Consider the following 19,038-nt stretch of genomic DNA (forward strand, 5'->3'; position numbering starts at 1 on the left):
AGAACCGAACGGGGCGGCCCGTCACAGCCGGCAATGAGGGGCCTCTCGATCAGAGGGGCAAGCGAGGTGGTACCGCGGCGGAGGCTCGATCGAGCGGCCGGCGTCCTCGTGAGAGCATCCGTCCCACAAGGAGCGAGCGTGTACCCCCGTACCCCAGACGACCACGGTGTCGCCCCCTCACCCGACTTCCCCGCCGTCGAGCGCGAGGTCCTCGAGTTCTGGCTGAACGACGAGACCTTCCAGGCCTCGATCGATCAGCGCGAGGGCGCCCCCGAGTGGGTCTTCTACGACGGCCCGCCGTTCGCCAACGGCCTGCCGCACTACGGCCACCTCCTCACCGGCTACGCGAAAGACCTCTTCCCGCGCTACCAGACCATGCGCGGCCACCAGGTGCACCGCCGCTTCGGCTGGGACACGCACGGCCTGCCCGCCGAGCTCGAGGCCGAGCGCCAGCTCGGCATCACCGACAAGAGCCAGATCGAGGAGATGGGCATCGCGGCCTTCAACCAGGCCGCGCGCGAGTCGGTGCTGCGCTACACGAAGGAGTGGGAGGAGTACGTCACGCGCCAGGCGCGATGGGTCGACTTCGCCGACGACTACAAGACGCTCGATGTCACCTTCATGGAGAGCGTGATCTGGGCGTTCAAGACGCTCTACGACAAGGGCCTCGCCTACGAGGGCTACCGGGTGCTGCCGTACTGCTGGCGCGACCAGACGCCGCTCTCGAACCACGAGCTGCGCATGGACGACGACGTGTACAAGATGCGTCAGGACCAGACCGTGACGGTCACCTTCCCGCTCACCGGCGCGAAGGCCGAGTCGCTCGGGCTCACCGCGGTGCGCGCCCTCGCCTGGACGACCACGCCGTGGACCCTGCCGACGAACTTCGCGCTCGCCGTCGGTCCCGAGATCGAGTACGCGGTCGTGCCCGGCGGGCCGAACGGCACCCCCGACGCGACGGTGCTCCGCGAGGGCGCCGAGGGCGTCGCGGGCGACACCGAGGTGCTCGGCGCCGAGTACCTGCTCGCGATCGACCTCGTCGGCAACTACGCCAAGGAGCTCGGCTACGACTCCGCCGATGAGGCGCGCGCCGCGGTGTCGCGTACCGTTCGCGGCGCCGAGCTCGACGGCGTCACCTACGACCGGCTCTTCGACTACTACGCCGACGTCGAGGCGTACGGGCTCGAGAACGCCTGGCGCATCCTCGTCGCCGACTACGTCACGACCGAGGACGGCACGGGCATCGTGCACCAGGCGCCCGCCTACGGCGAGGAGGACCAGAAGATCGGCGAGGCCGCAGGCATCCCGGTCGTCATCTCGCTCGACGAGGGCGGCCGGTTCCTCCCGGCCGTCACGGATGTCGCGGGGATGCTCTGGAGCGACGCGAACAAGCCACTCACCCAGCTGCTGAAGGCCGAGGGCCGGCTGCTGCGCCAGGCGAGCTACGAGCACTCGTATCCGCACTGCTGGCGCTGCCGCAACCCACTGATCTACCGCGCCGTCTCGAGCTGGTTCATCAAGGTGCCCGAGTTCAAGGGCCGCATGGGCGAACTGAACCAGGACATCAACTGGGTGCCCGACAACGTGAAGGACGGCCAGTTCGGCAAGTGGGTCGCGGGAGCCCGTGACTGGTCGATCAGCCGCAACCGCTACTGGGGTTCGCCGATCCCGGTGTGGAAGAGCGACGACCCCGAGCACCCGCGCATCGACGTGTACGGCTCGCTCGAAGAGCTGGAGCGCGACTTCGGTCGCCTCCCGCTCGGCCCCTCGGGCGAACCCGACCTGCACCGCCCCTACATCGACGACCTCACGCGGCCGAACCCCGACGACCCCACGGGCCGTTCGACGATGCGGCGCATCCCCGACATCTTCGACGTCTGGTTCGACTCGGGCTCGATGCCCTTCGCCCAGGTGCACTACCCATTCGAGAACCGCGAGTGGTTCGACTCGCACAACCCGGCCGACTTCATCGTCGAGTACATCGGGCAGACGCGCGGCTGGTTCTACGTCATGCACGTGCTCTCGACGGCGCTCTTCGACCGACGCGCCTTCTCGAACGTCGTGAGCCACGGCATCGTGCTCGGCAGCGACGGGCAGAAGATGTCGAAGTCGCTGCGCAACTACCCCGACGTCAGCGAGGTGTTCGACCGCGACGGCTCCGACGCGATGCGCTGGTTCCTCATGTCGAGCTCGGTGCTGCGCGGCGGCAACCTCGTCGTGACCGAGGAGGGCATCCGCGAGGGCGTGCGCCAGCTGATGCTGCCGCTCTGGAGCACCTGGTACTTCTTCTCGCTCTACGCCAACACCGCGAAGGACGGCGGCTACGAGGCATCCCGTTCGACGACGTCGAACGATGTGCTCGACCGCTACCTGCTCGCGAAGCTGCGCGACCTCGTCGAGGCCGTCACCGTCGACCTCGACGACTTCGACTCGCCGCTCGCGGCCCAGAAGCTGCGCGACTTCGGCGACGTGCTGACGAACTGGTACGTGCGCCGCTCGCGCGACCGCTTCTGGGGCGGCGTCGCCGACGACGGCTCCGGCCGCGAGGCGTTCGACACGCTCTACACCGTGCTCGAGACGCTCACCCGCCTCGCCGCGCCCCTGCTGCCGCTCGTCAGCGAGAAGGTCTGGCGCGGGCTCACCGGCGGGCGCAGCGTGCACCTGACCGACTGGCCCGACGCGGCCGAGTTCCCGGCCGACCCGGCGCTCGTCGCCGCGATGGACGCCGTCCGCGAGATCAGCTCCTCGGCACTGTCGCTCCGCAAGCAGTCGGGCCGCCGGGTGCGCCTGCCGCTCGCGATGCTCACGATCGTGAGCGCGGATGCCTCTGCGCTCGCCCCGTTCGAGGCGATCCTCCGCGACGAGCTCAACGTCAAGCAGGTCGAACTCGTCGCGCTCGACGAGCACAGCGCCGAGCGCTACGGCGTCACCAAGCGCCTCACCGTCAACGCGCGGGTCGCCGGCCCGCGTCTCGGCAAGCAGGTGCAGCAGGCCATCCAGGCGGCGCGCAGCGGCGACTGGTCGGTCGCGGGCGACGCGGTCGTGGCGGGCGGCATCGCGCTCGAAGCCGGCGAGTACGAGCTCGTGCTCGAGGCCGGCGGATCGGGCGACGGCGAGAACGCGCTCGCCCTGCTCGCCGACGGCGGCTTCGTGCTGCTCGACACCGCGACGACTCCCGAGCTCGAGGCCGAGGGCCTCGCGCGCGACGTCGTGCGAGCCGTGCAGGAGGCGCGCAAGGCCGCCGGCCTCGAGGTCGGCGACCGCATCGCGCTCAGCCTCGCGCTCGACCCGGTCGGCGCGGCCGCGGCCGAGACCCACCGCGCACTCATCGCCGGCGAGACGCTCGCGACCTCGCTCGAGGTCGTCGCATCGGCGTCCGCCGTCGAGTCCGACGAGGCGAAGCCCGTCGGCGACGATTCACGACTCCTCATCGGATTGGAGCGCGCATGAGCGACGCCCACGACCACGACGCCGCCGACGCGGCCGACGCCGTCTACGCCGCACTCGTCGCCCGGGTGGGCGAGGGGGCGCCGCGGCCGCGTCTCGAGCCGACGCGGCGCGCCGTCGAACTCCTCGGCGACCCGCACCGCGCCGCCCCGGTGATCCACCTGACGGGCACGAACGGCAAGACCTCGACGAGCCGCATGATCGAGAGCCTGCTGCGCGCCTCGGGCCTGCGCACCGGGCTGCTCACGAGCCCGCACCTCGTGCGATTCACCGAGCGAATCCGCATCGACGGCGAATCGGTCTCCGACGAGGCGGTCGCCCGCAACTGGGAGGAGATCCTCCCGTTCGTCGCGATCGTCGACGCCGAGCTCGAGCAGGCCGGCGAATCGCCGCTCACCTTCTTCGAGGTGCTGACCGTGCTCGCGTTCGCCTGCTTCGCCGACGCCCCCGTCGATGTCGTCGTGCTCGAGGTGGGCATGGGCGGCGAGTGGGACTCGACGAACGTCGCCGACGGCCAGGTCGCCGTCTTCACGCCGATCGCGCTCGACCACCAGGCCCGGCTCGGCTCGACCGTCGAGGCGATCGCACGCACCAAGTCGGGCATCATCAAGCCGGCCGCGGCGGTCGTCACCGCCCGGCAGCCCGACGCCGCACTCGCGGTGCTCGAGGAGGCCGCCGAACTCACCGAGTCGACGCTCGCCGTCGAGGACGACGCCTTCGCCGTCGTCGGCCGCACCGTCGCCGTCGGCGGGCAGCTCGTGACGATCCGCGGGCTCGCGGGGGAGTACCGCGATCTCTTCCTTCCGCTCTTCGGGGCGCATCAGGCCGAGAACGCGGCCGTGGCGGTCGCGGCCGTCGAGGCCTTCATCGGCGGCGGCTCGGTGCGACTGGCCGACGAGGTGGTCGAGCGGGGCCTCGCCGAGGCGTCGTCGCCAGGGCGGCTGCAGCTCATCGGCATCGAGCCGACGATCCTCGTCGACGCGGCCCACAATCCGCACGGGGCCCGCGCGCTCGTCTCGGCGCTCGACGAGTTCTTCGACTTCGACGAGTTCGCGATCGTCGTCGGCGTCGTCGACGACAAGGATGCCGCGGGCATCGTCGACGCCCTCGCCGAACTCGACGGTCCGATGCTCGTCACCGCCCCCGACACGGAGCGCGCGCTCCCGGCCGCCGCACTCGAGGCGATCGTCACCGAGCGCGTCGGCATGAAGCGCACCCTCGTCGTCGAGCGGCTCGACGACGCGCTGGAGGAGGCCCGCACCTGGGCCGCCGAGGCGCCGAAGCGCGCCGTGCTCGTGACGGGCTCGATCGTGCTCGTCGGCGAGGCGATGGCGATCGCCGACGACCGCGAGTGGGGCATGGCATGAGCGACGCTCGGCACGAGGGCGACGGCGACCCGGTGAACGGGGCTGGTGATTCCTCCGTCGACGAGAGCTCCGCGCCTGCTGCGGCCGCTCCGCTGCGCTCGATCCGGCGGAGTCTGGCCTCGATCGTGCTCGCCTTCGAGACGATCGTCGTCTTCCTCGCCGCACTCGTGATCTGGGGTCTCGCGCAGGGCGGTGCCGACCAGGCGCTGCCGTCGTGGGTCGCCCTCGCCGCGGGCGGCGTGATCATCCTCGGCCTGATCGCGACGATGGGCCTGCTGCGCTTCGAGTGGGCCTACGTGCTCGGGTGGACGCTGCAGGTGCTCATCGTCGCGTCCGGCTTCCTCAACCCGGCGATGTTCGTCGTCGGGGCACTCTTCGGCGGCATGTGGTGGTACTGCATGGTCGTCGGCAGCCGAATCGACCGAGAACGCGCGGCGGTCGTCGCGCCAGGAAAGGAACAGCAATGACCACTGCGATCGAAGAGACCCTCGTGATCGTGAAGCCCGACGGGGTCGCCCGCAACCTCACCGGCGAGATCCTCCGCCGCATCGAGGCGAAGGGCTACTCGCTCGTCGACATCCGCCTCGTGCAGGCCGACCGCGAACTGCTCGCGAAGCACTACGCCGAGCACGAGGGCAAGCCGTTCTACGAGCCGCTCGTCGAGTTCATGCAGTCGGGGCCGGTCGTCGCCATGCGCGTCGCCGGCAACCGCGTCATCGAGGGGTTCCGCGTGCTCGCCGGGACGACGGACCCGACGACCGCCGCGCCCGGCACCATCCGCGGCGACTTCGGTCGAGACTGGGGCCTCAAGGTGCAGCAGAACCTGGTGCACGGCTCCGACTCCGCCGAGTCGGCCGAGCGCGAACTCGCACTCTGGTTCGCCTGAGTCATCCCGCGTGCTGAACGCCCCGGCCCGAGTTCTCGGGCCGGGGCGTTCGCGTGCGGTGGAGGCTCAGCCGAAGAGGCCCTGCAGGTCGACCATGACGCGCGGGATGGCGTTCATCTGCAGCTGCGCGAGCAGGATGACGATCGCGTAGCAGACGATCGTGATGAGCGGGATCCAGGTGAACCAGCCTGCCGCCAGTCGGCGGACGCGTGCCGATGCCGGAATGTTGCCCGATCGGAGGTTGTGCAGCGTCACGACCCAGAAGGTCGGGATCGTGACCGCCCACGTGAGCATGCACCAGGGGCAGAGCACGTCGAGCACGTAGATGCTCTGGTAGATGAGCCATCCGACGAACACCAGCGCACCGGCCACACCGATGTTGAAGCCCACCCAGAACCAGCGCGAGAACGTCGCGCCGGCGAGGATCGCGACGCCGATCGTGATGACGACGGGCCAGGCCATCAGGCCGATGAAGGGGTTCGGGAAGCCGAACACGGCGCCCTGCCATGATTCGAGGTTCGTGCTGCACCCGACGAGCACCCCCACATTGCAGTTCGGCACGTGGGCCGGGTCCATCAGCGTGAGGACCTTCTCGACCGAGAGTTCGAACGCGGCGAGGAGGCCGAGCGCCCCCGCGATGATGAGGAAGATCGCCGACGCGACAGGTCGGGATCCGCGAGGGGAGTCGGGCATGCTCGGATTATGGCATGCCGGTTCCCCACCGAGCTGTGAGACCATGCGATAATCGAGGGAGTCGTCCGGGCCGCGCCCGGCACGGCGCCAACGAAGGCTTTGAGGATGCACCGCATCCGAGTGGGCGGGAGACACCCGCAAGACGTGGCGATCCAGGCACCCGCCGATCGCAGGAGTGATGGTTCGGCGGTTCCGCACACGGTGGAACCGCTCCAGATGAGTAACGGGACGACGGCGCGGCCGTCGGGACCGGCGTAGGAGTGCACCAGAGATGGTGGAAGGCAACGAGAAGAACACGAACGAACCCGATTCGAGGGGTGGCGCGAAGCGACGCGGCGGCCTGTTCGGCTCCCGCAGGGGCCGAGGCAAAGCGGCCCAGCCCGCGGCCGACGCGGTGACGCCGGTCGTCGAGCCCGAGGCCCCGCACGGCGAGCCCGCTGCGGCGTCGGCCGAGGCTGCGGCACCGGTGGTCGAGCCGGCGGCGTCCGGCGACGAGACCGTCGCCGGGGCCGCAACCGAGACCACGGAGGACGTGGTCGAGGTCGTCGCGGAGGCCGAGGCGACGAGCGAGCCTGCGGTCTCGCCGATCCCCGCCGCGCTGACGACGACCTCGCTCATCTTCCACGCCCCGCCGGTGTTCGCCGCGCCCGAGCGCGACGACCGCCCCGAGCGCGACGAGCGACCCGCCGACGAGCCGTCGAGCGTGCGCCGTCGCACCCGCCGCCGTTCTGGCGAGGAGGGCCGCTCGTCGGGCGACGAGCCCGCCAACAATGTCGTGAAGGTGCGCAAGCCCCGCGAGGTCGAGCTCATCACCGAGCCGCAGAAGGTCAAGGGCTCGACGCGTCTCGAGGCGAAGAAGCAGCGCCGCCGCGACGGCCGCGACGCCGGTCGGCGCCGTGCGGTCATCACCGAGGCCGAGTTCCTCGCGCGCCGCGAGTCGGTCGACCGGTCGATGATCGTGCGCGAGAAGGGCGGCCGCATCCAGATCGGCGTGCTCGAGGACGGCGTGCTCGTCGAGCACTACGTCGCTCGCAACCAAGACGCGTCGCTCATCGGCAACGTGTACCTCGGTCGCGTGCAGAACGTGCTGCCCTCGATGGAGGCCGCGTTCGTCGACATCGGCCGCGGTCGCAACGCCGTGCTCTACTCGGGCGAGGTCGACTGGGACGCCGCCGCCGAGAACGGCGAGAAGAACCAGCCGCGCCGCATCGAGCTCGCGCTGAAGCCCGGCGACCGAGTGCTCGTGCAGGTCACGAAGGACCCGGTCGGCCACAAGGGCGCCCGCCTGACGAGCCAGATCTCGCTGCCCGGCCGCTACCTCGTGTACGTGCCGAACGGCTCGATGAACGGCATCAGCCGCAAGCTGCCCGACACCGAGCGCGCGCGCCTCAAGAAGATCCTCAAAGAGGTGCTGCCCGAGAACCAGGGCGTGATCGTGCGCACCGCCGCCGAGGGTGCGACCGAAGAGCAGCTGACGCTCGACGTCAACCGCCTCATCGCGCAGTGGGCCGACATCTCGAAGACCCTCGAGAAGGTGCAGGCCCCCGCGCTGCTGCACTCCGAGCCCGACCTGCTCATCAAGATCGTCCGCGACGTCTTCAACGAGGACTTCCAGAAGATGGTCATCGAGGGCGACGAGGCGCGCCAGACCATCGAGCGCTACCTCCGCGCCGTCGCCCCCGACCTCCTCGAGCGCGTCGAGGCGTACGTGGGTGAGCGCGACTCCTTCGACGAGTTCCGCATCTCGGAGCAGATCGAGAAGGCGCTCGACCGCAAGGTGTGGCTGCCCTCCGGCGGCTCGCTCGTCATCGACCGCACCGAGGCGATGACGGTCGTCGACGTCAACACGGGCAAGTTCGTCGGCTCCGGCGGCAACCTCGAAGAGACGGTCACGAAGAACAACCTCGAGGCCGCCGAAGAGATCGTGCGCCAGCTTCGCCTGCGCGACATCGGCGGCATCATCGTCGTCGACTTCATCGACATGGTGCTCGAGTCGAACCGCGACCTCGTGCTGCGCCGACTCGTCGAGTGCCTCTCGCGCGACCGCACCAAGCACCAGGTCGCCGAGGTCACCTCGCTCGGCCTCGTGCAGATGACCCGCAAGAAGCTCGGCCTCGGGCTCCTCGAGTCGTTCAGCGAGCCCTGCGAGGTGTGCGCCGGCCGCGGCATCATCGTGCACCACGAGCCCGTGATGAAGCACCGCGCCCCGCAGCAGCAGCAGCCCGAGCGTCGTCGCAACCGCGGCGGCAGCGGCAGCTCGAACGGCGGCGGACAGCAGCAGCAGGCCGCGCAGCCCGCGGCGGCGAGCGCCCCGCACACCGGCACCCACGCGATCACCGACGACGTGAAGCACGCCCTCGCGCAGATCGCGGCCTCGACGATCCCGCACGCCGAGCCCAAGGCCGACGAGGGCCGCCCCGCTGCGTCGGAGCCGGCCTCGACCGAGGTCGCACCCGCGGCCGACGCGCCGACCGGCGGCCGTCGCCGCGGTCGCCACCGTCGGGTCTCGCAGGAGCAGGGAACGCCCGAGGCGAGCACGGCGCCTGACGAGCAGGCCCCCTCGGGATCCGCCGTGACGGCGAAGCCCGAGACTGCGGCGGAGGCGGCCCCGGCCCCCGAGGCCGCACCGATCCTCGAGCTGCCCGTACCCGCCGTCGACCGCAAGCGGCCCGTGCGCGCCGCCGAGGCCGAGGTGCTCCTCGACTCGGTGCTCGACGCGCTGCCCGCGCCCAAGAAGTCCGGCGAGGGTCGTGCCCGCAGCCGTCGGGTCTCGACCGCGGCGCTCAGCACCGGCGGGGCCCCGCCCGTCATCACCCGCGCCGACGACGAGGCATCCGACCGCTCAGAGTGAGGCGTCGTGCCTGCGGGCGCGCCGCTCGCGCGGCGTGACCCGCAGGCCGCTCCTCGCGAGCCGTACGACCAGTTCGCGCGGCTCGACCGGGAGCGCGCCGGCGGCGACCAGGTCGTCGTAGCGCTCGACGGGCACGTCGTAATGGTCGAGATCGAACGAGCGCGGCGGAAGCTCGGCGCGGCGCGCGAAGGCGTGGAGCTCATCGATCGAGGCGTCGCTCACGAGGTGCGCCCACACCGTGCCGTGCTTCGGCCACAGCGGCGTATCGATGAGTATCACGTGAGCACCGCCAGTCGCGTCGTCATTTGCTCGAGCTCCATCGGCTGGAGACGGCAGTTTCGCCCGCTGTAACGGCGAACTGTCGCGCAGAAGGTCCCCACAGGAGCAATGCCGCCAGAGTTACGAAGAGGAGCGCTGCGCCGATGTAGGTGGAACCGCTCGCGATGCTGACGAGTTCACCGGCGACCACGACGAGCACGTACCGTCGGGGCCAGTGAGCACCCCGCCAGACGGCTCGTGCAGCGAACAGCAGCGAGGCGCCGAGTGCCGCCAGCACGAGCGGCGTGGCGAGCATGTCCGGCGCCAACTGGTGCATGACCCCGAATACCAGCAGAGCGGTGACTGGGATGAGGAACAAGCCACCGTTCATGATCAACAGGGCGGCAGCCCACTTCGTCGCCGCGGGGCGCGGCGGCGTGTCGATGAGTATCACGTTCGCCTCCGCTCCCGACTCGGCTCCTCCGCCGTCTCGGCGGCCGCCGAGCGCGGTCCTCACGGAATAGTACGCCGGGGGAGTGCGGCGCCGCGCCGGGCGCGCTCGTTTGACCGCCCTCCACTCATCCGGTAAACTCGTTCGTTGGTGCCGCCGCTTATCACGGTGAGCGCCAACTTGCAGTTCAACCTGCACAGTGTTTTCTGGCAGTCACCACCCTTCTTCCCGCTGGGGCGACCGCGCAGTGACAATCCCATCAGACAGTCGGAACCTCAGGGTTCCCCAGAGATAGGTACGAGTAGTGGTTTACGCAGTAGTGCGCGCCGGCGGTCGGCAGGAGAAGGTCGAAGTCGGCACCATCGTGACGATGGACCGGATCCAGGCTGACAAGGACGGCAACGTCCAGCTCATCCCGGTGCTCCTCGTCGACGGTGAGAAGATCACCTCCGACGCCAAGTCGCTCGCAAAGGTCACGGTCACGGCCGAGGTTCTCAACGACCTCCGCGGCCCCAAGATCGTGATCCAGAAGTTCAAGAACAAGACCGGCTACAAGAAGCGCCAGGGCCACCGTCAGGAGCTCACGCGCGTCAAGATCACCGGCATCAAGTAGCCCGCGGCGCCTCGAAGGAGAATCAGACATGGCACACAAAAAGGGAGCGAGCTCCACTCGCAACGGTCGTGACTCGAACGCGCAGCGCCTCGGCGTGAAGCGCTTCGGCGGCCAGGTCGTCAGCGCCGGCGAGATCCTCGTCCGCCAGCGCGGCACCCACTTCCACCCGGGCGCGGGCGTCGGTCGCGGTGGCGACGACACCCTCTTCGCGCTCGAGGCCGGCGCGGTGCAGTTCGGCAACAAGGGCGGCCGCAAGGTCGTCAACATCGTGGCGGTCGGCGAATAGTCGACCGACGGTCATCGTGAGGGCGGGCTTCGGCTCGCCCTCACGTGTTTCATCGCTTTGGAGGGGTACGGAATGGTCAGCTTCGTCGACGAGGTGACGCTGTTCCTGCGCGCCGGGCACGGTGGCAACGGGTGCGTTTCGGTACGCCGTGAGAAGTTCAAGCCCCTCGCGGGCCCCGACGGCGGCAACGGCGGCCACGGCGGCGACATCGTGCTCGTCGCCGACCCGCAGGTCACCACCCTCCTCGCCTACCACGGCCGTCCCCACCGCTCTTCGGCGAACGGACAGCCCGGCCAGGGCGACAACCGTTCGGGCGCACTCGGCGAGTCGCTCGAGCTTCCGGTGCCCGTCGGCACCGTCGTGAAGGACGAGGACGGCAACGAGCTCGCCGACCTCGCCGAGCCCGGACTCCGCTACGTCGCGGCGTCCGGCGGCCTCGGCGGCCTCGGCAACGCGGCCCTCGCGACGACCAAGCGCAAGGCGCCCGGATTCGCGCTGCTCGGCACCGACGGCGACGAGGTGCAGATCACCCTCGAGCTGAAGAGCATCGCCGACGTCGCCCTCGTCGGCTACCCGAGTGCGGGCAAGTCGAGCCTGATCGCCGCGCTCTCCGCGGCCCGGCCGAAGATCGCCGACTACCCGTTCACGACGCTCCACCCGAACCTCGGCGTCGTGCAGGCCGGCGACCACCGCTACACGGTCGCCGACGTGCCCGGCCTCATCGAAGGCGCGAGCGAGGGCAAGGGGCTCGGCCTCGAGTTCCTCCGCCACGTCGAGCGCTGCTCGGCCCTGCTGCACGTCCTCGACTGCGCCACCCTCGAGCCCGGTCGCGACCCGCTCAGCGATCTCGACGTCATCCTCGCCGAACTCGGCGCCTATCCGGTGCCCGAGGGGCAGGTTCCGCTGCTCGAACGCCCGCAGATCGTCGCCCTGAACAAGATCGACGTGCCCGAGGCGCGCGAACTCGCCGAGTTCGTGCGGCCCGACCTCGCAGCGCGGGGCTACCGCGTGTTCGAGATCTCGACCGTGAGCCACGAGGGGCTGCGCCAGCTCGGCTTCGCACTCGGCGAGCTCGTCGACGACGCTCGTCTCGCGGCCGCCGCAGAGCCCGCACCCGAGCGCATCGTCATCCGCCCGAAGGCCGTCAACGCCGTGGAGTTCACCGTGCGCGCCGAGGGCGGCAGCTACGGCACGCTCTACCGCGTGCTCGGCAAGAAGCCCGAGCGCTGGGTGCAGCAGACCGACTTCGCGAACGACGAGGCCGTCGGCTTCCTCGCCGACCGTCTCGCGAAGCTCGGCGTCGAAGACGAGCTCGTTCGCGCCGGGGCGGTCGCCGGTTCGACCGTGGTCATCGGCAAGGGCCAGGGCGTCGTGTTCGACTGGGAGCCGACGCTCACCTCGACGGCCGAGCTCATCACCGCACCGCGCGGCACCGATGTGCGCCTCGACGACAACCGCCGTGCGACCCGTGCAGAGCGCAAGAGCGACTACCACGAGCGCATGGACGCCAAGGCCGAGGCGCGAGCCGAACTCGAGCGCGAGCGCGAGGCCGGGCTCTGGGCCGACGGCGACACGGCAGCCGATGCGGTCGAGACCGAGTCGGAGGCGGGCTCGGGCGACGAGGGCGAGCGGTGACCGTTCGGTCGCGCGCCGACATCGCCTCGGCGCGGCGCATCGTCGTGAAGGTCGGCTCGTCGTCGATCAGCGGCGAGAACGCCGGCCAGATCGCACCCCTGGTCGATGCGCTGGCCGCGGCCCACGCCCGCGGCACCGAGGTCGTGCTCGTGTCATCCGGAGCGATCGCGACCGGCATGCCCTACCTGCGCCTCGACTCGCGACCCACCGACCTCGCCACCCAGCAGGCCGCCGCCTCGGTGGGGCAGAACCTGCTCGTCGTGCGCTATCAGGACGCGCTCGACCGGTTCGACATCGTCGCCGGCCAGGTGCTCCTCACCGCGAGCGACCTCGAGAACGAGACCCCGCGCCTCAACGCCCAGCGGGCGATGGACCGTCTGCTCGCACTTCGCATCCTGCCGATCGTGAACGAGAACGACACCGTCGCGACCCACGAGATCCGCTTCGGCGACAACGACCGCCTCGCGGCGCTCGTCGCCGAGCTCATCGGGGCCGAACTGCTCGTCCTCCTCTCAGACGTCGACGCCCTCTACACGAAGCCGCCGCACCTCGAGGGCGCCGAGCGGATCGCGCACGTGCCGCACGGCGACGTGCTCGCGGGCGTCGAGATCGGTTCGGTCGGCCGCGCCGGCGTCGGCACCGGGGGAGCGGAGACCAAGGTATCCGCCGCTCGCATCGCCGCCGACGCGGGCGCCGCCGTGCTCATCACCGCGACGCCACTCGTCGCCGAGGCCCTCGCCGGAGCCGAGATCGGCACCTGGTTCGACCCGGTCTCAGACGCGCGCTGACCTCGTCATACGGTGAGCGGTGCGCAGCCGCTCGCCTAGGCTGGTGCCATGGAGCATCCCGACCTCGACCTCGACCTCGCCGTGCTCGACGAGCGCTTCGCCGCCGCCAAGGCGGCCTCGTACCTGCTCGCCCGCGCCTCGACCGCCGAGAAGGATGCCGCGCTCGAGCAGGTCTCGACGCTCCTGCGGGAGCGCGCCGACGAGGTCGTCGCGGCGAACGCACTCGACCTCGAGGACGGCCGTGCGAACGGACTCTCCGACGGCCTGCTCGATCGGCTGACCCTCGACGTGCGCCGGGTCGGGTCGCTCGCCGACGCCGTGCTCGAGGTGATCGCCCTCACCGACCCGATCGGCGAGACCGTGAGCGGCCGCTCGTTGCCGAGCGGGGTGCGCATCGACCAGGTGCGGGTGCCGCTCGGCGTGGTCGGCGCGATCTACGAGGCGCGCCCGAACGTCACGATCGACATCGCGGTGCTCGCACTGAAGAGCGGCAACGCCGTGGTGCTCCGCGGCGGCAGCGCCGCCGAGCAGACCAATCGGGTGCTCGTCGGGGTGCTGCGCGACGCCCTCGAGCTCGCCGGTCTTCCCGGCGACGCGGTGCAGACCGTCGACGACTTCGGCCGTGCCGGTGCCCGTCACCTGATGCAGGCCCGCGAGTACGTCGACGTGCTGATCCCCCGGGGGAGCGCCGGGCTCATCCGCGCGGTCGTCGACGAGGCGCGGGTGCCGGTCATCGAGACGGGGGCCGGCGTCGTGCACATGTTCCTCGACGAGAGCGCGCCCGAGCAGTGGGCGGTCGAGCTCGTGCACAACGCGAAGGTGCAGCGGCCGAGCGTCTGCAACGCGCTCGAGACGCTGCTCGTGCACCGCGACGCGGCCGAGCGGCTGCTTCCCGCGGTGCTCGATCGGCTCGAGGCATCCGGGGTGACCGTGCACGCCGACGAACGGGTGCGCGCCCTGCGTCCCGATGCGCTCCCGGTCACCGACGAGGACTGGGCGACCGAGCACATGAGCCTCGACATCTCGGTCGGCGTGGTCGACTCGCTCGACGAGGCGCTCGCGCACATCCGTCGCTACTCGACCAAGCACACCGAGGCGATCGTCACGAACGACCTCGGCAACGCCGAGCGCTTCCTCAACGAGGTCGACGCCGCCGCGGTGATGGTGAACGCCTCGACGCGGTTCACCGACGGATCGGAGTTCGGCTTCGGCGCGGAGGTCGGGATCTCGACCCAGAAGCTCCACGCGCGCGGGCCGATGGGCCTCCCGCAGCTCACGAGCACCAAGTGGATCGTGCGCGGCGCGGGCCACGTGCGCGCCTGAGCCCGTCGCGACCCCCGTTCTCGCTAGACTGTCGGGAGCGTTACCAGCAGGATTCGAAAGGAACGGCCGAATGAGCCTCACCACCGCAGCGTTGACCGGCACGGTGCTCACCGAGACGGTGCACGCACGGGAGCTTCCGATGGAAGCCTGGATGTACGGGCTCGTCGCACTGATCATCTTCGCCGCGCTCGGCATCGTCACCGCCTCGTACCGCGACGTCGCCAACCGCCACCGCGCGAAGGCCGAGGCCTACGCCGCCCGCCACTCCGGAGACGGGCACGGCCACTGAGGCGAGCGGTCGCACCGTGACCGGCTCGGACCGCCGGCCCCGCATCGGGGTCATGGGCGGTACGTTCGATCCCATCCATCACGGCCACCTCGTGGCCGCGAGCGAGGTCGCGCAGTCGCTCGATCTCGATGAGGTCGTCTTCGTGCCGACCGGGCAGCCGAGCTACAAGACGGTCGTCACGACGGCCGAGCACCGCTACCTGATGACGGTGATCGCGACCGCGTCGAACCCGCGGTTCACGGTGAGCCGCGTCGACATCGACCGGCCGAAGGCCACCTTCACGATCGACACGCTGCGAGACATCCGCCGTGAACGACCCGATGCCGATCTGTTCTTCATCACGGGGGCCGACGCCATCGCGCAGATCCTGTCGTGGAAAGATGTCGACGAGCTCTGGGAGCTCGCGCACTTCGTTGCTGTGAGTCGTCCGGGACATGTGCTGAGCGTTACGGGTTTGCCCGAGCAAGACGTAAGCTTGCTTGAAGTTCCGGCACTTGCGATCTCGTCGACCGATTGCCGGAGCAGGGTGCGCCGGGGTTTCCCGGTTTGGTACTTGGTGCCCGACGGGGTCGTCCAGTACATCTCCAAGCACCATCTCTACCGGAGTGTCGAATGACTTCGTCCAACGAACCGCAGCTCACGCGCCGCGAGCTGCGCGAGCTCGAACGCCTGCGGGAACAGCAGGCCGGTGCGGCGACCCCTGAACAGGCTGCGCCCCCTGCCGCCGCGCCCGTCTACGCCGCGCCTCCCGCGCAGGCTCCTGCTGTGCCGCAGTATGCGCCGCAGCCGGTCGCCCCGCAGCCCGTCGCAGCTCCGGTGCTTCCTGCGCAGCCGCCGGCGCAGGCGCCGCAGCAGCAGGTCCCCGCGCCGTACCCTGCCCCAGGTCAGGGTTTCGCGCCGCCACGGCCCGCCGGCGGATTCGATCAGGCGGCGCCGCTGACCGCTGTTCCGCCGCAGAACCCGTTCGCCCCGCGTCCCTCGGCGCAGCCGGCGGCCGAGGCCCCGCCGCAGCCGGCGGTTCCCGCGGCAGCCCAGGCGCAGTCGGCGCCGGCGTCCGCGCCGTCGATGCCCTCCGCGCCCGAGCGCACGCTGACGCGGCGCGAGCTGCGGGCGATGCTCGACGGCGCTCAGCTCGACGACTTCGACGACGAGTTCGATGACGAGCCGGTCGCCTCGACGGCAGTCGCATCCGCGACTCCCGTGGTGCACGGCGTGCAACCGCCGCCGCAGCAGCAGCAGCCGCAAGCAGCGCAGCAACAGCGGCTCCCTCAGGCGATGCCCGCTTCCCTGGCGACGCCGCAGCCGGCCGTCAACCCGATCGTCGATGCGAGCGTTGCCAATCTTCCCGGTGTCAGCGCAGGATCGCCCGGCCATTGGACGTCGCAGCTCAACCTCCCCGAGGCCGAGGAGCGCGCCGAGCCGTTCGATCAGATGCTCTCGCGCGGCGCGCTGAGCCACGGCGTGCCGACGACGACGAACGCGCTCATCCTGCCGTCGCTGCCCGACCAGGGCGCATTCGCCAACCAGCTCTCACAGCCGGGCGAGGTGCTCGCGACGGGCTCGATCGATCTGCCCCGCAGCTACGGCGCGACCGGTGTTCACCCGAGCCAGGTCGACTCCTCCGATGTCGACCGCCTCTTCGAACATCAGGTCGAAGACGTGGGCACCGGGGTCGCCCCGGTCGCGGCGACGCGCGCGATCAGCACCCAGGGTGCGGCGCGCACCATGATCTCCCCACCGAAGAAGGAGGGCATGAACGTGCCCCTCGTTCTCGCCGTCACCGCGGGCGTGCTCGCGCTCGGCGTCGTCGGCACCCTCGTCATCGGCGCGATGACCGGCCTGTTCTGACCGGCCGCGCCAACCACTCGTCTACCGGAAATGAGCGTATGACCGCATCCACCCAGGCCCTCGACTCCCTCGCACGCGCGGTTCGCGCGGCCGACGCGAAGGGCGGCGAAGATCTGGTCGCGCTGGATGTCTCGCGGCCGCTCCCGTTCGCCGACGTGTTCCTGCTCGTCACGGGCACCTCCGAGCGCAACGTCGTCGCCATCGCCGACGGCATCGAGGAGGTGCTCGGCCGCGCCGGACGACGCGAGGGGCACGCCGGCGGCCGTTGGGTGCTGCTCGACTTCGGCGACCTCGTCGTGCACGTGTTCCACCAGGAGGAGCGTATGTACTACGGCCTCGAGCGCCTCTGGAACGACTGCCCGGCGCTGCCGGTCGAGCCGATCCTCGCGGCGAACCCCTGATCGGAGCGGCCTTCGCCGGCTGAGGCTCGCTCGATTTCGTTTCGGGCAAGAGGCTGGTGTAAGCTCGAATCGTTGGGCCGCGAGAGCGAGATACCAACGAAAATGGGTCTGTGGCGCAGCTGGTAGCGCACCTGCATGGCATGCAGGGGGTCAGGGGTTCGAGTCCCCTCAGATCCACCAAAACCCCTGGTGAACCGAAGGTTCCCAGGGGTTCTTTTCGTTGGAAGAGGGCGTTTGGGGCCTTTTTGGGGCCTTTTTGAAATCGGCCCTCGTTCCACAGGCATCCACATCGGATTCCAACAGACCGTGACGATGCAGGGGATGTGCCGCACTCATAAGGAGTATGAGCACATCACTTCCGACCACGGCCCCGGCGACTCGCTTCATCGAGAGCTTCGGGGACTACCTCACCGTCGACGAGCTGGCCGCGTACCTGCAGCTCTCGAAAGAGACGCTGTACCACTGGCGGCTCGAGGGCACCGGCCCGAAGGCCACCAAACTCGGCAAGCAACTGCGCTACAGCAGCGCGAACGTCGAAGCGTGGTTGCATGCCCGGACGGACCGACGGTGATCAGGTCGATCGTGCTCATCTCCTCGAAACGAGGACGACTCTCATGGCACGCCACGCACTAGCGCCCGGCTCTCACGGCGACATCTCGTATCAACCCCTGCCCAACGGCCGGGTGCGCGGCACCGTGCGATTTCGGCGGCTCGACGGCACGCGCGGCAAGCTCCGCGTCAGTGCTCGATCCAACGCCGCCGCACGCCGAACGCTGATGGAATCGGTCGACGAGCAGTACGCGACGACACTCGCCGAGTCGGGGGTGCTCACTCCGGAGTCACCGTTTCTCGACCTGGCGCACGAATTCATGGATCACGTCGAGTTCACGCAGGAGCAGCGCGACACGACCAGGCACGAGAACCGCCGCCTTATCGAGAAACAGATCGCCCCACACATGGGCGCCCTCGCCATCCGTGAGATCAAGGCGAGCACCGTCCTCCGCGTCTACAAGACCATCTACCGGCAGACGCCGAGCACCGCGCGCAACGTGAAGGCGCTGATCAGTCAGATCTGCTCGTACGCGGTGATGAACGACCTGATGATCGCCAACCCCGCGCGCGAGGTGAAGAAGGTCAAGGAGCAGGCCCGGCCGATCTACGCACCCGCGGCCATGGAACTCGCCGAGTTTAGGGGCGTCATCCGCGAGTACCAGACCCGCGAGGACCGGATGGGGCCTCGACCCTCAGACCTCCTCGGAGACGTCGTCGATCTCATCCTCGCGACCGGTGCTCGCATCAGCGAAGCCGTCGGCCTCAAGTGGGAGTATGTGGACCTGGACGCGCCGAAGCCGACGATCACCATCGCCGGCAAGATCGTCGACTCCAAGGGGCAGTCAAGCACTGGGAGAACTACCTCAAGAGCGAGTCGGGGTGGCGCCGTGTCACTGTGCCACCCGAGATCCTCCCGATGCTCCGGCGGCGGAAGATCGCGAGCGGCGGTAACGAGTTCGTCCTCCACACGCGTACTGGCGCTCCGAACGGGACTCAGGATGTGCATCGTTCGCTGCGAGCGGTGCGTGCTTGGGCGGGGACCGATGATCGGCTCGTAGCTGAGTCCCTCATAGTGGTGTAGCGCGCGGTGGCCGGCCTCGTCGCTCACGACGTAAACGCGGTCACCGTGTGATCCTTCGAGAAAGCTCTCTACTTCTCACTCGAATGGAGTCATCACGATGACCGCTCCTCATATTGTCGACCCTGCCGGCCTGCTCGGCGAAGCCCTCGCGGACGCGTCCCCGGATCTGATGCGGCAGCTGCTGCAAACCATGATCAACGCGCTCCTCTCAGCTGACGCGGACGCAGTCGTCGGCGCCGAGTGGGGCAAACCCAGCCCGACCCGTACGA

Annotated in this window: 19 protein-coding genes, 1 tRNA gene and 1 pseudogene; 18 read left to right on the forward strand and 3 right to left on the reverse strand. The window is 69.9% G+C overall.

Annotated features, from left to right (window positions below):
- Positions 1-138: 138 nt before the first annotated feature.
- Genes ileS through ndk form a run of 4 tightly spaced genes read left to right on the forward strand, consistent with a single transcriptional unit; the run spans position 139 to position 5,700 of the window.
- Positions 139-3,450, forward strand: coding sequence for an isoleucine--tRNA ligase (ileS, locus tag GQQ93_RS10750; protein ID WP_246192274.1), 3,312 nt, complete (start codon positions 139-141; stop codon positions 3,448-3,450).
- Complete coding sequence (locus GQQ93_RS10755) at positions 3,447-4,814, forward strand: bifunctional folylpolyglutamate synthase/dihydrofolate synthase (RefSeq protein ID WP_157424212.1); 1,368 nt, start codon at positions 3,447-3,449, stop codon at positions 4,812-4,814. The genes ileS and GQQ93_RS10755 overlap by 4 nt, the downstream gene beginning before the upstream one ends.
- Positions 4,811-5,281, forward strand: a complete 471-nt coding sequence (locus tag GQQ93_RS10760) for a DUF4233 domain-containing protein (protein WP_157424213.1) — start codon at positions 4,811-4,813, stop codon at positions 5,279-5,281. The genes GQQ93_RS10755 and GQQ93_RS10760 overlap by 4 nt, the downstream gene beginning before the upstream one ends.
- Positions 5,278-5,700: a nucleoside-diphosphate kinase gene (ndk, locus tag GQQ93_RS10765; RefSeq protein WP_026378307.1), complete on the forward strand. Its 423-nt coding sequence runs from the start codon at positions 5,278-5,280 to the stop codon at positions 5,698-5,700. The genes GQQ93_RS10760 and ndk overlap by 4 nt, the downstream gene beginning before the upstream one ends.
- Before the next feature lie 66 nt (positions 5,701-5,766).
- Here ndk and GQQ93_RS10770 read toward each other — a convergent pair whose 3' ends face one another.
- Positions 5,767-6,393 (reverse strand): vitamin K epoxide reductase family protein, encoded by a 627-nt coding sequence (locus GQQ93_RS10770; protein WP_157424214.1) that lies wholly within the window; start codon positions 6,391-6,393, stop codon positions 5,767-5,769.
- Positions 6,394-6,664: 271 nt separating this feature from the next.
- Here GQQ93_RS10770 and GQQ93_RS10775 point away from each other — a divergent pair, with 271 nt between their 5' ends.
- Positions 6,665-9,244, forward strand: a complete 2,580-nt coding sequence (locus GQQ93_RS10775; protein WP_157424215.1) for an Rne/Rng family ribonuclease — start codon at positions 6,665-6,667, stop codon at positions 9,242-9,244.
- Here GQQ93_RS10775 and GQQ93_RS10780 read toward each other — a convergent pair.
- Positions 9,236-9,523: a DUF4031 domain-containing protein gene (locus tag GQQ93_RS10780; RefSeq protein WP_157424216.1), complete on the reverse strand. Its 288-nt coding sequence runs from the start codon at positions 9,521-9,523 to the stop codon at positions 9,236-9,238. The genes GQQ93_RS10775 and GQQ93_RS10780 overlap by 9 nt on opposite strands.
- Before the next feature lie 22 nt (positions 9,524-9,545).
- On the reverse strand, positions 9,546-9,956 hold the full coding sequence (locus GQQ93_RS10785) for a hypothetical protein (RefSeq protein WP_157424217.1): 411 nt from the start codon (positions 9,954-9,956) through the stop codon (positions 9,546-9,548).
- A gap of 301 nt (positions 9,957-10,257) precedes the next feature.
- Between GQQ93_RS10785 and rplU the strand changes: the two genes are divergently transcribed.
- From rplU to GQQ93_RS10850, 13 genes and pseudogenes are all read left to right on the forward strand, one after another.
- The gene (rplU, locus tag GQQ93_RS10790) at positions 10,258-10,566 is read left to right on the forward strand and encodes a 50S ribosomal protein L21 (RefSeq protein ID WP_157424218.1); all 309 of its coding nucleotides are present in this window, start codon (positions 10,258-10,260) and stop codon (positions 10,564-10,566) included.
- A gap of 28 nt (positions 10,567-10,594) precedes the next feature.
- On the forward strand, positions 10,595-10,852 hold the full coding sequence (rpmA, locus tag GQQ93_RS10795; protein WP_022888079.1) for a 50S ribosomal protein L27: 258 nt from the start codon (positions 10,595-10,597) through the stop codon (positions 10,850-10,852).
- 72 nt (positions 10,853-10,924) lie between these two features.
- On the forward strand, positions 10,925-12,487 hold the full coding sequence (obgE, locus tag GQQ93_RS10800; protein WP_157424219.1) for a GTPase ObgE: 1,563 nt from the start codon (positions 10,925-10,927) through the stop codon (positions 12,485-12,487).
- Positions 12,484-13,275, forward strand: coding sequence for a glutamate 5-kinase (gene proB, locus GQQ93_RS10805; RefSeq protein ID WP_157424220.1), 792 nt, complete (start codon positions 12,484-12,486; stop codon positions 13,273-13,275). The genes obgE and proB overlap by 4 nt, the downstream gene beginning before the upstream one ends.
- A gap of 48 nt (positions 13,276-13,323) precedes the next feature.
- The gene (locus GQQ93_RS10810) at positions 13,324-14,598 is read left to right on the forward strand and encodes a glutamate-5-semialdehyde dehydrogenase (RefSeq protein ID WP_157424221.1); all 1,275 of its coding nucleotides are present in this window, start codon (positions 13,324-13,326) and stop codon (positions 14,596-14,598) included.
- Between the two features lie 70 nt (positions 14,599-14,668).
- Entirely contained in the window at positions 14,669-14,887 is a 219-nt protein-coding gene (locus GQQ93_RS10815; protein ID WP_022888083.1) for a hypothetical protein, read from the forward strand.
- 16 nt (positions 14,888-14,903) lie between these two features.
- Positions 14,904-15,503, forward strand: a complete 600-nt coding sequence (gene nadD, locus GQQ93_RS10820; RefSeq protein ID WP_157424222.1) for a nicotinate-nucleotide adenylyltransferase — start codon at positions 14,904-14,906, stop codon at positions 15,501-15,503.
- A complete protein-coding gene (locus tag GQQ93_RS10825; protein ID WP_157424223.1) occupies positions 15,500-16,735 on the forward strand; it encodes a hypothetical protein in 1,236 nt (411 codons plus the stop codon). Before nadD ends, GQQ93_RS10825 begins: the two co-directional genes overlap by 4 nt.
- A 38-nt stretch (positions 16,736-16,773) precedes the next feature.
- A complete protein-coding gene (gene rsfS / locus GQQ93_RS10830; protein ID WP_157424224.1) occupies positions 16,774-17,136 on the forward strand; it encodes a ribosome silencing factor in 363 nt (120 codons plus the stop codon).
- 104 nt (positions 17,137-17,240) lie between these two features.
- Positions 17,241-17,316: transfer RNA gene (locus tag GQQ93_RS10835), tRNA-Ala, on the forward strand.
- Between the two features lie 163 nt (positions 17,317-17,479).
- A complete protein-coding gene (locus GQQ93_RS10840) occupies positions 17,480-17,707 on the forward strand; it encodes a helix-turn-helix transcriptional regulator (RefSeq protein WP_157424225.1) in 228 nt (75 codons plus the stop codon).
- A gap of 43 nt (positions 17,708-17,750) precedes the next feature.
- Positions 17,751-18,746, forward strand: coding sequence for a tyrosine-type recombinase/integrase (locus GQQ93_RS10845; protein WP_157424226.1), 996 nt, complete (start codon positions 17,751-17,753; stop codon positions 18,744-18,746).
- 120 nt (positions 18,747-18,866) lie between these two features.
- Positions 18,867-19,038 (forward strand): annotated as a pseudogene (locus GQQ93_RS10850) (IS256 family transposase); the annotation flags it as partial.

It is taken from the genome of Agromyces lapidis, assembly GCF_009749405.1.
GTDB classification, from domain to species: domain Bacteria; phylum Actinomycetota; class Actinomycetes; order Actinomycetales; family Microbacteriaceae; genus Agromyces; species Agromyces lapidis.

Bases quoted from the DNA above. Each gene is read 5' to 3' on its own strand.
- GQQ93_RS10760 (WP_157424213.1), top strand. From the start codon at position 4,811: ATGAGCGACGCTCGGCACGAGGGCGACGGCGACCCGGTGAACGGGGCT.
- obgE (WP_157424219.1), top strand. From the start codon at position 10,925: ATGGTCAGCTTCGTCGACGAGGTGACGCTGTTCCTGCGCGCCGGGCAC.
- GQQ93_RS10845 (WP_157424226.1), top strand. From the start codon at position 17,751: ATGGCACGCCACGCACTAGCGCCCGGCTCTCACGGCGACATCTCGTAT.
- GQQ93_RS10825 (WP_157424223.1), top strand. From the start codon at position 15,500: ATGACTTCGTCCAACGAACCGCAGCTCACGCGCCGCGAGCTGCGCGAG.
- GQQ93_RS10815 (WP_022888083.1), top strand. From the start codon at position 14,669: ATGAGCCTCACCACCGCAGCGTTGACCGGCACGGTGCTCACCGAGACG.
- rsfS (WP_157424224.1), top strand. From the start codon at position 16,774: ATGACCGCATCCACCCAGGCCCTCGACTCCCTCGCACGCGCGGTTCGC.
- GQQ93_RS10775 (WP_157424215.1), top strand. From the start codon at position 6,665: ATGGTGGAAGGCAACGAGAAGAACACGAACGAACCCGATTCGAGGGGT.
- rpmA (WP_022888079.1), top strand. From the start codon at position 10,595: ATGGCACACAAAAAGGGAGCGAGCTCCACTCGCAACGGTCGTGACTCG.
- GQQ93_RS10755 (WP_157424212.1), top strand. From the start codon at position 3,447: ATGAGCGACGCCCACGACCACGACGCCGCCGACGCGGCCGACGCCGTC.
- GQQ93_RS10840 (WP_157424225.1), top strand. From the start codon at position 17,480: ATGAGCACATCACTTCCGACCACGGCCCCGGCGACTCGCTTCATCGAG.
- GQQ93_RS10770 (WP_157424214.1), bottom strand. From the start codon at position 6,393: ATGCCCGACTCCCCTCGCGGATCCCGACCTGTCGCGTCGGCGATCTTC.
- GQQ93_RS10810 (WP_157424221.1), top strand. From the start codon at position 13,324: ATGGAGCATCCCGACCTCGACCTCGACCTCGCCGTGCTCGACGAGCGC.
- ndk (WP_026378307.1), top strand. From the start codon at position 5,278: ATGACCACTGCGATCGAAGAGACCCTCGTGATCGTGAAGCCCGACGGG.